Consider the following 13,889-nt stretch of genomic DNA (forward strand, 5'->3'; position numbering starts at 1 on the left):
CCCTGGTGGTCAATTGCTTGAAGCTGCTGCCATTGTACCGGCAGAGCCCTTTGTCAGTGCAGATCCAAAGATAACCTTTACTATCTGTAAAGACGGAGTACACGACATTGGAGGGCAGACCCTGTTCCGTGGTGTAATGGATGAGAGGAATGGCCTGCGCGTAAAGCATTGCTGTACCACGGCATTGCAGCAACAACAGGAAGAGAAGAAGAATGACTTTATGTGCTATAGTGCTACAATATTTTGAGGGTAAAGGTAGAGTATTCATAGGCTGTCGAGCGCGATGATGATTAAGGCCTGGGTGCCGGTGATCTGCCCCTCGGTATTTTTCAGCTCCGTTACCTCGATATCGATGGCCCGTTGCAGTATCTTTTTCAGGTGCTCTGTTCTTTTTTTCAGGTTAGAGAGTCCAAAGGATTCATGAAGGCGGTTCTGGCTTTCGAGAGACTTTGTGATCCCGATCCCGTTGTCCGTGATCTCGACATAAAGTGTGTTCTCTTTTTCGTACACCTTTATCCATACCTTGCTATCGGCTGATTGCCTGGGCAGCAGCCCGTGCTTAACGGCATTCTCTACCAGGGGTTGTATCATCAGCGGCGGTATCATGATGTCTTCCGTATCTACCTCTTCGTCGATATGCAGCTCGTAGTGGATCAGGTCTTTAAAGCGGAGCTTTTCCAGGTTAAGGTAATTCTCCACCAGGTTAAGCTCCTGTTGCAAGGAAATAAACCCTTTGGATACATTATGCATATTCTGCCTTACCAGGTCAGAGAAGATCACGAGGTATTCATTAGCTATCCTTTTCTCATCCTTATTGATCAACCCCTGGATATTGTTGAGGCTGTTGAAAATGAAGTGAGGGTTCATGAGGGCATTGAGCGCCTTGTATTCCGATTGCTGGTATTTCATGTCCGCGTCATGTTGCCGCTGCTTCCTGCGTATCTTTATCCGGCTTACCAGGAGTATGGCCAGCCATACCAATGCAAGGAGCCCCAGGGTGCAGAGGGTAAGAAACCACCAGGTAGCCCAAAAGGGCTTCTGAATGGTGAAGCGAAGCATTACCGGCCGGGAGTAACCGCTGGACAGTGTTTTGGATCGTATCTTAAGCATATACTGTCCAAAACCCGGCGAACTTAGATTGATGGCATTGCCGGTGATAGCCGTCCATTGGGCCTGCCCGTGCCTGGAAATTGAGTATTCACAGCTGATCTCCGTTCCGCCGAAATCGATATTATCAAAAGCGATATTGATATTGCCGGATTCCGAATAAGGAACAATAATATCTTGTGACAAGGGATAACTCCTGGCTGTGGTTTGAAACGAAGTAAATACAGGCTGAGGAATCGGCGTGCGTTCAAATAGTGTTTTTGAGGCTACCTGCAGGATATTGCCGTCTTTTAAAAAATAGCACGTATTGCTGTCGACGGCGATAGCATCGACCAGCTGTGGAATAAAGGGATCTTCAATGGTTTGCAGCCTATAGCGCGGCTTCACGCCTGTAGCGGCCGGCAATAAGGTGAGGAGCCGGTGATAATTGTTGGTAGTGATCAGTATGTGCTGTTGGTCGATAGGGTGGAAGTTCTCCCACACACAATTGCTCTCGGGAACGGTATCCAGTATGGCGTCGGCATCTTTATAATGGTTAGCCAGTACCAGGGCATTATTCTCAGTTATCCCGGCAAAATAAGGCCCGGCAAAGGCCATCTGCCTAAAGGTGTGCTGCGCCAGTTGAGGTTGCGGCACTGCTTGCGTGTCTTCGAGGCGATATACAGTATTGGTGCAGGAAAACCAGATACACTGGTCTGTCTTGTTTATGGTTTGCGCGTAGATACGGCCGGCTGAAAAAATACGCAGACTGTCAAAGGCCCTAAAGGCCGGGAGGGCATTGGGGCGAAATTGATTATAAGCATATTTTAAGATGCCTGTGGGCCCGGAAGCATAGAGAACGCTGTCCTTGGAGAGGATGGACTTGAAGCGAAGAGCGCCTTTCAACGGTATCGGTTGGAAAGGCGCCGGTTGCAGCAGGTGAGGTACAATGTAGGCTCCGGCCGGGGAAAATACAAAATAGGTGCCCTGGTCATCGATCAGGAAATGGTGCCGGGCCATATTGTTATCCCTGTGCTTTGCGCTGAATACACGGTTAACTTTTTTTTCGGCCAGCTGGTACAAGTCTCCCATATTGTTGGTAAAGAATAAAATTCCCTTAACCAGCCTGGCATATACAGCCTGTCCTTCGTATACATGCTGGTATGCAGCCTGTTGCTTGAAAAAGCGGCTGAACTGATACAGGCCTTTACCCCTGGTCCCAAACCAGAAATTGCCGTCGCTGTCTTTTTCAGCAAACAATACCTCCTGCTCCGTCGGTATCTGCAGGCTGTCGTTGATCCATAGCCCTTCGGGACTGCATACCATCAGGTCATTTCCGGCTACAAGCATAGGTACACCACCTTGAGTATCCGGAGACCGGAGTACATGCTTCAGGATATGTAGCGGTGTAGAATTGCCGGGAGTGAAGACGCGGCCATCAGAATAAATATATCGCTGATCATAGAGGCTGAAAGCGGGAAATGCAAAATATATATGTGTTCCGCGGGGATGTTCGCCGAGCAGCTTTCCTATTGTATCAATATCGATGTCACGATCTGAAGTGGCAAGCCGGTATCCCAGTCCGCCGGGCAATATACTTATATCATGAATGAGCCCTGAGTTAACCGTATGAAGCACTGTAACCTGTCTGCGCCGGATCCGTAATAGTTTTGATGGGTCCATCAATTGAATAAAAATACTGCTGTCGGGCAGCAAGCGCGACATCAGCTGGTTCAACCTGATGGGGACTTTCAGCCATGGCGTATTGTCCGGGGTGTATAGCCGGTTGTCTTTATAATAGCAAAGCGTACCGTTGAAAGTAGTTAGCCACAAGCGGCGTTCGTAGTCCTCCCTGATATTAAAAATATCATTGTCAGGCAGGCCATCGGCGGTAGTAAAGGATTTAAACGACCGGCCATTATAACGGCTTATTCCTTTATCCGTCGTCATCCATAAGTAGCCATTGCTTTCCCTCATGATGCAATAAATAAGATTGGAGGGAAGGCCATCGCCTGCCGTGAAGTGACGTAACGGTATTGTTTGCGCAGCGACAGGGCCAAACCGGCTCAGGCAGAAAATACAGAAGATAAAGCCGGTGATCCATCTAGCCATTGCGCTTTGTATAATTCTTTAAAAACAGGACCAGCTCTGAAAACCTCCGCCGGCCGATAGGAAGAATGGCCTTATCCGTCAGCACGATAGAAGGGATCTCTTCCTTAGTGAGCTTTTGTACATGATCGCAGTTGACCAGGTAAGAACGGTGTATCCTGAAGAACATATCCTTGGGCAGCAGGTCTTCATATTCCGAAATGGACCGCGACATCAGAATGTTCTTTTCTTCACCGTTAAGCTGGTAGAATATCTTGGAATAGCTGCCCATAGCCTTAATGTAGACGATATTGCTGAAGGGTAGCGCCTCCCAGGTGTTGTTGTCGCGCAGGATGATCTGGGACTGCTTTCTCCGGAGGTTGATCTGCTGGGCCAGCTCATTGTATCCGTGGGCATTGGCATTGATTACCTTCCTGTAGGTTACCCTTTCTTTGAGTTTTTCTATCGCCTTCTTCAGATCATCTATGTTGATGGGTTTGAGGATGTAATCTACCGCATTCAGCTTAAAGGCACGTATGGCATATTCGTCGTAAGCGGTAACGAATATGATCTCGAAATTGACAGCAGGCAGCCGCTCCAGGAATTGAAACGCATTCTCATTGGGCATTTCTATATCCAGGAATATGGCGTCGGGGCTTAAGCTCATGATCTTTTCTTCTGCTTCCGCTGTACTATGTGCATAGCCCAGCACATTGATCTGCTCGTTCACAAACTGTATCAGGATATTTTGCAGATTTTCGCAAGCTTCCGGCTCATCGTCTACAAGTATAACGTTAATAAGATCAGACATAATTGGTAATGTAATTGTTAAACGAAAATAAGATCGCTGGCAACCAGAGGCGGCACAGCATTATGGTCAGTGTTTTTACAAGCTTCCGGTTTATCATCTATAAAGAGTACATTCATGATTTTTATTAGCTGCCAATTTATTAAATATAATTAACGCTGCGCCGTCGGACGGGGATAAAGTGTGTTCAATTGAGTATACGAATAAGTTAATGGCTTTGCTACATCATGTAGTCAGAAGCCGCAGAACAGGAGGTAGTCCGCAGGAGGGACAGGAATATTTTGTTTTCAGAAAAATCAATGGCACAAATTGAAAGCGATACTCCGTTTAATGTATAAATCTATCTGGGAAAAGATCTTATTGGCATCAGCAAGAATAATTTCGAAGATAAGTATTTACCCGATAGAAAAGGTATGAGGTATATATTGTGATCCATTTTTCCATATAAAAAAACACTTGCCTGGCAGCTCATCCACCGCTTGGCTGCATAAGAAAAATTTTGCAGCAGGTAGCCCTGGAAAGAGGGACAAACGTTAACCGCCGGCGTACCGCAGGAGCGCCCGGGCTTCTGCGGCGTCCATCGCCATTTGGTTGTTCTCGGATAAAAGTTATATCTTGCCCTGCAATATTTTTCCCGGGTATCAGGAGCAGGCGCGTGTATAGGGTATCTGCTTTGCGGACCGGAAACGGCGCGTGAACAGGTGTATAGGGTGGGCTGCCGGCCAATACCGACGGTGAATACAGATTGCAGCATCCCCTTTTGTATATGTCTGATTTGTGCTTGGCCATCATCATTCCCTGCTATAATGAGGAAGCCGTATTGCCGGAAATGTCAAAACGGATCGGAGCCCTGCTGTCCCGGATGATCGGGCAGGGCCTGGTCGGAAGCAGGAGCTATGCCTTGCTGGTAGACGATGGCAGCCGGGATAATACCTGGAGCCAGATAGAGGCTTTGCATACGGAGTCGCCCCTTTTCAGAGGACTGAAGCTTTCCCGTAATTTCGGCCATCAGAATGCTGTGCTGGCAGGCTTGCATTACGCCGATGATGCCGATATACTTATTTCCATAGATGCCGACCTGCAGGATGATCCGAACGCGATACTGCAAATGGTAGACAAATTCAAGCAGGGTTACGATGTCGTATATGGTGTACGAGACGACCGCAGCTCCGATACCTGGTTCAAGCGCAGAACGGCACTGGGCTTTTATCGGTTCCTTTCCATAATGGGAGTGGAATCGGTTTATAATCACGCCGACTACCGTCTCATCAGCAGGCGTGTTATGGATGCCTTCAAAGACTTTACGGAAACAAACCTTTACCTGCGGGGTATGATTCCCATGGTGGGATTTAAGCCTGCCTCTGTATATTATAAACGGGAAGAGCGTTATGCCGGCAGCAGCAAATACAATGTCCGGAAAATGCTGTCTTTCGCCTGGAACGGTATATCCAGCCTGAGCATCAGGCCGCTGCATTTTGTTACCTTCTGTGGCTTTTTCGTATTTATCCTTAGTATTTTACTCACCATTTATGCCCTGGTCGCTTATATCTGCTTTCAGACCACACCCGGCTGGGCTTCGACCGTGATTCCTATCTATTTTCTGGGAGGGATACAATTGCTGTGCATAGGCCTGATCGGCGAATATGTAGCCAAAATATATAAGGAGGTCAAAAGAAGGCCACGTTTTATTGTCGAATCAGATCTGAGATAAGTAATGTCATGCCGCAGCGCAAACGACAATCGGCTGATATGCTCTATGCGTATCAGCCGATTGCCCCGTATTCGTGGCCCTGAGCCGGAAGCTTATTTATAATGTTTGCCTACAATGATCGTATAGGGGACATTCAGGAACTTGTGATCGATAAAAGTCTCGTTCTTGTCGAAGTATGTTCTGGCGAGCGCCAGCTGAGCGGCCTCCGTCCTGGTATTCTGTCCCCTGTCCTTCTTAATGAGCCATTTGGCAAACGAATTCTGGTTAGGGATCCATACAGGATCAAAAGTTACCAGGTAACCTCCGGGCTTCAAAGCATTATGAGCCGTAGCATACAAATGTCTGGCCTCTTCGTCGTTCAGATGATGCAGAATAGCATTGGCCATCACGATATCGTATTTGTTGGCCTCGTCAGTATCCAGGTGGGACACACGCTTGCAGGCAAAATAGCCTTTATCACCATATTTCTTTTGGGCATGATCGATATACTGCGGGTTGAAATCGAAGCCGCTGTAATTTACCTGGGGCGTTACTGCCAATAAATATTCCAGCACGGTTCCCGGGCCACAGCCGATGTCCATTACTTCAGCACCCGGAAAAGGCTGTACAAAATCCCTGATATAGCGTAAATGAGATGATCTGGGGTAAACCAGATTTTGATAAAAAGTATAGATAAAGGGTACTTTAAGAATTTTCCGGATTCCGCCATCAATGTGATCGGGCATGCTTTTTCCTGATTTTTTTGCGAAAATAGTAAAAAACTTATATCCGCTTCCTACATTTGTTTTATTATTGCCGGCATTAAAAACGGAGATGTCAGATCGCTTTACGGCAAGCTCCGGGCGGAATCCGGGTAGCCTCCGGCAACCGGCCGGGGAGTCGGCAGCCTGAACGAAGAGACCAATGTGTACCTTGTAATTTTATCCTACATGACTGTATTTGAGTCTGCCTTTTGGCGAAAATTGTTTTTTGCTCTTGGTATCGCTATTTTAATTGTTATGCCTGGATTAAGCCATGATTATGGCCAGAATGGAGATGAAAATGTAGAGGCGCAGTATGGACGGGACATTTTAAATTACTACACCCGGGGCGACCGGCAGGCCCTGGACTATGATGCCAAGCCCCATCCGCAATATGGGATGCATATGCAGGGAATGCAGTTCTATGGCGGTATGTTCAACGTATTGGGCGAAGCTGTGCACCGTGTGTTCCCAGGGTGGGATATCATGCACATACGTCACTTTTTTGCTTCCATTTTCGGCGCCTTATTGATGATATTTACCGGACTATTGGCCTACAGGCTAAGCCGCAGGCAATGGTGGGTAGCAGTGCTCACCCTGGTCTTTATGTTTTTTTCGCCCCGTATTTTCGGCGAGAGTATGAACAATGGTAAGGATATTCCTTTTGCGCTGGGGATGGTAATGTGTATTTACTACCTGGTACGGGCCCTGCAGGACCTTGCGGTAAAGAGCAAATTCTGGCCTAATACCATAGGTATGCTTCTGGGTATTTTCATTATTTTTGGTATGCGGCCGGCCGGGGGTATCCTAATAATAGCCTATTACGGTCTTTTTATTCTTGTCTACTTCCTGGTCTCCCGTGAAAAAAAGGCGGAGCTGCTGCAGAACAAGTATGCGTTGCTGAAGCGCCTGGCACTGCAGCTGCTTATCGCCTTTGTAGCCGGCTATAGCCTGATGCTCTTCACCTGGCCCTATGGTCTCACTTCTCCCGTCAGCCATTTGTTTACTTCCCTGGCCGAAATGTCCAACCGTTCCATCATTATCAGGACGCTTTATGATGGCGTGTACTACCCGAGCAACAAGACGCCGTGGCATTATAATTTCAAATGGATCATCCTTACCTCACCGGTTATTGTCGTGGTCTGCTGCTTTTTGTTTGTGGTCCTGGCGCTCAAGGCTATCAAAATGTATGGTGCGCCGGCGGTATTCATTTTATTCTTCTGCGCGCTGTTCCCGCTGCTCTATATTATTTATAAGCATTCGACCAATTTTGACTCCTGGCGGCATGTGATATTTGTCTATCCATTCTGGGTGGTTACAGCGGCATTAAGTGTCGATATATTGTCTTCTTTCCTGAAAGGCAAGGCAAGGCTGGTGCCGGTGGTCGTAGCGGTAGCCGGTTTGCTGCCCGTTATGGTATGGACTGTGAAGGCGCATCCCAATCAATATGTATATTTCAACGAGCTGGAAGGCGGCCCCAAAGGCGCCTTCGGCTATTATGACCTGGATTATTACCAGTCATCGGGCAAGCAGTCGGCGCAATGGATATTGAAAAATGTAAAACGCCCGCCTGCGGGACAAAAGATCAGGGTGTTCTCCAATATGGACGGTATGGACTGGTATTTTGCCAGGGATACCAGCTGGATCGCTACCAACTATGCGCGCTACTATGAACGTAACCAGCAGGACTGGGACTATTATATTACTTATGGTCGCTTCGTATCCGAATGGCAGCTGCAGAACGGCAAATGGCCCCCGGGCAACGTGGTGTATTCCATAGAGGCGGGCGGCGTACCCATCGGTGTGGTGATCGAACGTAAAAGCAAAGGTGATTACTATGCTTATGAAGCCCTCAAAGTAAACGATTTTGCGAAGGCTGCAACGCTTTCGGAGGACTATCTTAAAGTAGATAAAACCAATGAAATGGTTTACCTGAACTACGGCATTGCGCTGGCAAGTCTGGGCAGGCTGGACGAAGCTGTCGGCGCTGTTAAAGCTGCTGTAGCGCTTGATCCGGTAAGGCCCGATTTTTATCAGGTGCTGGCTCAGATCTACAAAGCTAAAGGTGATACGCAAAATGCGGATCAGGCGATGATGACGGCGCAGTCGATAATGGCGCAGCAGCAGCAGGAAGAAGATTAGGCGGGGCAACCCTGCCTGTATTAAAAATCCTGCGACCGGGTCGCAGGATTTTTAATACAGGCGATACCGAAGCAAGGTTTAATCTTCGCCATTGCCTTCATACATGGCGTCAATTTCAGACTTGTATTTTTCATCCACTACCTTTCTCCGGATGGAGAGTTTGGGTGTCAGTATGCCATTGTCGACAGTCCATTCCGAAGGAAGCAGCACAAACTTTTTCACTTGCTCCACATGTCCGAACTCGGGATTGTATCGGTCGACCTGCTGCTGGATCAGCCGGATCACCGACTCCTCCTTGATCAGGGCCTCATTGTCGGCCGGCAACGATTTGCCCTCGTTCTTTAGCTTATTCCTTACCTGGGCGTAGTTGGGTACGATAAGCGCCGATACAAATTTTCGCCCCGGGCCCACCACCATCATCTGCTCGATATAAGGGCTTTCCCGCATCTTGTTTTCGATGGCCTGCGGCGCTACATATTTACCGCCTGAAGTTTTGAAGATCTCTTTTTTTCGATCGGTGATCTTAAGGAAACGGTCTTCGACCCATATGCCGATGTCGCCGGTATGGAACCAGCCCTCAGCATCAATTTCCCGGGCTGTAGCTTCAGGGTTTTTGTAATAGCCCACCATCACATTGTTGCCGCGGCAGAGTATCTCACCATCCTCGGCCAGCTTCACCTCTACATTTTTCAGCGCAGGCCCTACGGTACCGATCCGGCGGTTCTCACTTTCGAGGTGATTAACCGAGATGACCGGCGAAGTTTCGGTAAGGCCATAGCCTTCCATTACGGTTATCTTTGCTGCGGAGAAGATACGGATCAGCTTCTCCGACAAAGCAGCGGAGCCGCTGACCACAGCATCCACACGGCCGCCCAGCGCTTCCCGCCATTTGCTGAAGATAAGCTTGTTGGCCAGCGAGAGCTGAATCCTGTACCAGAGGCTGCCCCTTTTGATATTGTCATAGCGCTTACCCAGGTCGACAGCCCAGAAGAACATCGCCTTCTTGATCCCTTTCAGCTCATGTCCCTTGGCCATGATCTTTTCATATACTTTTTCCAGCAGCCGGGGCACACAGGTAAAGACCATAGGCTTGACCTCCTTCAGGTTGTCGCCGATGGTATCCATGCTTTCGGCATAGTAAATGCCCAGCCCGCCGCGGATGTACACATAGGTGATCATTTTCTCAAAAATATGATTGAGCGGAAGGAAGCTGAGCGCGCGATCGTCTTTACGGGCAAAATGGAACAGGGGCGCGCTGTCGGTCACATTGCTGACAATATTCCGGTGGCAAAGCATAACGCCCTTAGGTGCGCCGGTAGTGCCCGAAGTATAAATAATGGTCGCAATGGTCTCGGTGGTAATGCGGCCGCAAACGGCTTCCCGCTGCTGTTCGCCTTCGGCCGTGGGTTTCAGTCGGCTCCAGTGTTCTACGCCCGGTACCTCATCGAAGGTATAGACATGCTTCAGGCTGGGTATCCCGGCAAAAGCAGGCTGAAATCTTTCATACAGCTCACGGTTGGAGAAGAAGATGATCTTCACTTCCGCTTCATTGAGGATAAAGGCAAAATCCTGGGGACTCACCGTGGGATATATTGGTACAAGTATGCCCCCGGTCTGTTGCACAGCCAGGTCGATGATCACCCATTCGGGCCGATTCTGGGATACGATCGCGATCTTTTCCTGGCGTTCGGGTACCAGTTCCCCGTTGGCAATGCCCAGGCTCAGCAGGCCCGACGCCAGGTCGCGCGCGCGTTGCATTACTTCTTTGCACGAGATCGTTTGCCAGGCGCCGTTGATCTTCGAGGCCAGCATCACACCCGCCGGCCGTTGCGCCACCTGGTAGTCTACAAAGTCAAATAATCGCTGTGGCTGCTGCATAAGCATTAATGGTTTAATTGCGGGGAGAACGATTGAAAAATGAACGTTCATTCAAAGATAACGGATTGGTAGCAAAAAAGAAACAGCAAAAAGGGAAACAAGTAGCTTTAACGATAGGCTTAACGCTATAAGGATATTGTTAATTCTTAAGGGAACAGCTCATGCGTTTCCAAAATAAAATGCGAAGTTTGTGTCACGATTTTGTCATTGGCCGCCAGGCCCTGACCGCCCAAAAAAGAATAACATGATCGCAGATTTAGAGACCGCAAAGCGCAATGTCAGCCGCCGCGGCTTTTTGGATATAGACATCGATCCTACCCTGGATCTTTTTGCAGAAATAGAACAATTAAAGAAGGAGAAAAATGCCGTGCTGCTGGCGCACTATTACCAGGAGCCCGACATCCAGGATGTGGCCGACTATATCGGCGACAGCCTGGGCCTGGCGCAGGAAGCTGCCAAGACCAATGCTTCCGTGATCGTATTTGCCGGCGTGCATTTCATGGCAGAAACCGCCAAGATACTCAACCCACACAAGAAGGTATTGCTGCCCGACCTTAATGCCGGCTGCTCCCTGAGCGACAGCTGCCCGCCGCCGGAGTTTGCCCGTTTCAAGGCAGAGCATCCCGATCACCTCGTGATCTCCTATATCAACTGCAGCGCCGGTATAAAGGCCCTGAGCGATATCATCTGTACTTCATCCAATGCCAAACTGATCGTTGACAGCTTACCCAAAGACCAGAAGATCATCTTTGCCCCCGATAAAAACCTCGGCGGCTATATCAATAAAATGACCGGCCGCAACATGCTGCTGTGGGACGGCGCCTGTATGGTGCACGAGATCTTCTCCCTGGAAAAGATCATCCGCCTGAAGGAGCAGCATCCCGAAGCCAAGATCATTGCCCATCCCGAATGCGAAGAGCCGCTGCTGAAGGTAGCCGACTTCATCGGCTCCACCACCCAGCTGCTGAAGTATGTGGAGACCGATGCGGCACAGGCTTTCATCGTGGCAACGGAGACCGGTATCCTACACCAGATGCAGAAGAATGCACCGCAGAAGACCCTGATCCCCGCACCGCCCGACAACAATTGCGCCTGCAACGATTGCCCGCACATGAAGCTGAATACCCTGGAAAAGCTGTACCTGTGCATGAAATACGAAACGCCGGAGATACAGATGGAAGAGCAGCTGCGGCTGGCGGCCAAGAAGCCGATCGACCGGATGCTGGAGCTGAGCGCACAGCTGGGCTTGTAATTCCCGGTAAACATAACATAAAAAGAAGACAATGCTGCGGGCCAAGGCCCGCAGCATTGTCTTTCCAAATATCTTCAAGTCTCAGCTTAATGCTCCAGCAGCTCGGTATGCATGCCATGGCCTTCCAGCACATTGCGCGCCTTTAGTATTTCGTCCTCGTTACCCGAAAAGGCCAGCAGAGTTTTCCCGGCTTTGAGCTCGGCGGCATAGCGATCGGCAACTTCCTTGCCCATATTTTTGATCGCCAGGGCCGAGACGATCGTACCGCCGATCACCCCAAAATCGAAGCCGGCCACTGCTCCAGCCACTGCTCCCAGGCCGTAGAGGATTCCTATACCCGGTATCACGGCCAGGCCTATGCCGGCCAGCACGCCTACCAGCGCGCCGATTCCCACGCCCCGCGCCGCCACCGTCGCATCTCTCGCCTGTATTTCGTCGCCTACGTCGGCCGTACCCAGCAGGCTGATGTGTTTTTCGTTGAAGCCCTCGGCTTTTAATAAGGATACGGCAGCTACCGCTTTACCGTGGTCGTCGTATAAGCTGATGATATGCCGGCTCATGATCGTTTTGTTTTTGTTCCAAGTTCAACAAATCTGCTGCGATATAGTTGCTGTGCATGAGAGAATAACGATAGGTTGAGAATTGCCGTTGGCGCAGCCGTTTCTCTGCCTTCCTGCATTTTTGTACCTTAGCCGCCCAAAAACGAACACACGATGAACAAACGTTCTGTTACCATATTAGGCGCCGGCCTGGTGGGCTCGGTACTGGCGGTATTGCTACGCAAGCGCGGCTACGAAGTGACGGTCTATGAGCGCCGTTCCGATATGCGAAAGGAAAGCATAGGCGCCGGGCGTTCCATTAACCTCGCGATGAGCAACAGGGGCTGGAAAGCCCTTGAGCTGGCCGGTTTGCGCGCCGAAATAGAAGCAATCGCCATCCCGATGCCGGGCCGTTTCCTGCACCAGGAGGATGGTACTTCTGCGTTCCAGGCTTATGGTAAGAACGGAGAAGCGATCTACTCGGTAAGCCGGGGCGAGCTGAACAAAAAGCTGATGGACCTGGCCGAGCAGAGCGGCGCAAAGATCCACTTCAACCAGCGCTGCACCAAGGTCGATGTGCAACGCAATACGGTCCACCTGCTCAACGAGCAGGGACAAGAACGGGAAATGGCCTGCGACCTGCTTTTCGGCGCCGACGGCGCCTTCTCTTCGCTGCGTACCGCCATGTCGTTTACGGACCGCACCAATTTTTCCCAGCACTATATCGAGGCCGGCTACAAAGAGCTGAATATTCCCGCAGGACCCGGCGGCAGCTGGCTGATCGAGAAGAATGCTTTGCACATCTGGCCGCGGCACAACTATATGATGATCGCGCTGCCCAATATCGATGGTAGCTTCACCTGCACGCTGTTCTTTCCTTTCGAGGGCAATCCTTCCTTTGCGTCGATCCGTACCGAGGAGGAGATCCGGGACTTTTTTACCAGGCAGTTCCCTGACGCCGTACCGCTGATGCCTACACTCGTCGAAGATTTCCTGCATAATCCCGTTTCATCGCTCATTACCACCCGTATATTTCCCTGGAAGCACCAGGACAAAAGCTGCCTCATCGGCGATGCGGCCCATGCTATTGTGCCTTTCTATGGCCAGGGTATGAACGCCGGCTTTGAAGATTGCTCCACGCTGGAAGCCCTGATGGCGGAACATGGTGAAGACTGGACCACTATCCTGGCCGAATTTGAAAAGCAAAGGAAGCCCAATGCCGATGCTGTAGCCGACCTGGCCCTGAACAATTTCATCGAAATGCGGGATAAGGTAGCCGATCCCGCCTTCCTCGAGCGCAAAAAGATCGAGAAAGAGCTGGGCAGGCGCTATGCCGGCCGTTTCAATTCGGTTTACGAAATGGTGTCCTTCAGCCATACGCCATACGCCTATGCCCTGCATTGCACCAAAGCCCAGGATACATTAATGAGCCGTATCCAGGCCGAAGGCGATTTCTTTACTAACATTGAGCAGCCTGCCTTTTGCGAAAGGCTTGAAGCATGGCTGAAGGAATATGAGGCCACGGTCTAGTACCCGGGTTCGGTTGTTCGCGATAAAATGGTATACAGATAAGGGCGTAATGCCGCTACTGTGAATTTTTACAAATTCATGACATTGCTGCATTTTTAACCGCAAACAGTGTATT

Annotated in this window: 9 protein-coding genes and 1 pseudogene; 4 read left to right on the plus strand and 6 right to left on the minus strand. The window is 49.8% G+C overall.

Annotation, left to right across the window (positions count from 1 at the left end; genetic code table 11):
- Positions 1–82: 82 nt before the first annotated feature.
- The 3 genes and pseudogenes from DZC79_RS21790 to DZC79_RS01815 all read right to left on the minus strand — a co-directional run.
- A pseudogene (locus tag DZC79_RS21790) lies at positions 83–268 on the minus strand (hypothetical protein); the annotation flags it as partial.
- Positions 265–3,198, minus strand: coding sequence for a sensor histidine kinase (locus DZC79_RS01810; RefSeq protein WP_118949826.1), 2,934 nt, complete (start codon positions 3,196–3,198; stop codon positions 265–267). The pseudogene DZC79_RS21790 and the gene DZC79_RS01810, both read right to left, overlap by 4 nt.
- Positions 3,191–3,985, minus strand: coding sequence for a LytR/AlgR family response regulator transcription factor (locus DZC79_RS01815; RefSeq protein ID WP_118949827.1), 795 nt, complete (start codon positions 3,983–3,985; stop codon positions 3,191–3,193). The genes DZC79_RS01810 and DZC79_RS01815 overlap by 8 nt, the downstream gene beginning before the upstream one ends.
- 763 nt (positions 3,986–4,748) lie before the next feature.
- Here DZC79_RS01815 and DZC79_RS01820 point away from each other — a divergent pair.
- Positions 4,749–5,693 carry a glycosyltransferase family 2 protein gene (locus DZC79_RS01820; protein ID WP_118949828.1) on the plus strand — a complete coding sequence of 315 codons (945 nt, stop codon included), beginning with the start codon at positions 4,749–4,751 and terminating at the stop codon, positions 5,691–5,693.
- Between the two features lie 92 nt (positions 5,694–5,785).
- On the opposite strand, the gene DZC79_RS01825 is transcribed toward DZC79_RS01820, so the two are convergent.
- Entirely contained in the window at positions 5,786–6,418 is a 633-nt protein-coding gene (locus DZC79_RS01825) for a class I SAM-dependent methyltransferase (RefSeq protein WP_118949829.1), read from the minus strand.
- A gap of 273 nt (positions 6,419–6,691) precedes the next feature.
- Here DZC79_RS01825 and DZC79_RS01830 point away from each other — a divergent pair, with 273 nt between their 5' ends.
- Positions 6,692–8,575 (plus strand): tetratricopeptide repeat protein, encoded by a 1,884-nt coding sequence (locus DZC79_RS01830; RefSeq protein ID WP_157976854.1) that lies wholly within the window; start codon positions 6,692–6,694, stop codon positions 8,573–8,575.
- Positions 8,576–8,653: 78 nt separating this feature from the next.
- Here the strand turns inward: DZC79_RS01830 and DZC79_RS01835 are convergent, their stop codons facing one another.
- Positions 8,654–10,453, minus strand: a complete 1,800-nt coding sequence (locus DZC79_RS01835) for an AMP-dependent synthetase/ligase (RefSeq protein WP_118950013.1) — start codon at positions 10,451–10,453, stop codon at positions 8,654–8,656.
- A 244-nt stretch (positions 10,454–10,697) separates the two neighbouring features.
- On the opposite strand from DZC79_RS01835, the gene nadA reads away from it, so the two are divergent.
- Positions 10,698–11,705, plus strand: a complete 1,008-nt coding sequence (nadA, locus tag DZC79_RS01840) for a quinolinate synthase NadA (protein WP_118949831.1) — start codon at positions 10,698–10,700, stop codon at positions 11,703–11,705.
- An 86-nt stretch (positions 11,706–11,791) separates the two neighbouring features.
- On the opposite strand, the gene DZC79_RS01845 is transcribed toward nadA, so the two are convergent.
- The gene (locus DZC79_RS01845) at positions 11,792–12,265 is read right to left on the minus strand and encodes a hypothetical protein (RefSeq protein ID WP_118949832.1); all 474 of its coding nucleotides are present in this window, start codon (positions 12,263–12,265) and stop codon (positions 11,792–11,794) included.
- A gap of 153 nt (positions 12,266–12,418) precedes the next feature.
- Here DZC79_RS01845 and DZC79_RS01850 point away from each other — a divergent pair, with 153 nt between their 5' ends.
- A complete protein-coding gene (locus DZC79_RS01850) occupies positions 12,419–13,774 on the plus strand; it encodes an FAD-dependent oxidoreductase (protein ID WP_118949833.1) in 1,356 nt (451 codons plus the stop codon).
- The last annotated feature ends 115 nt before the right edge of the window (positions 13,775–13,889 follow it).

This window comes from Taibaiella helva, assembly GCF_003545695.1.
Lineage (GTDB): Bacteria > Bacteroidota > Bacteroidia > Chitinophagales > Chitinophagaceae > Taibaiella > Taibaiella helva.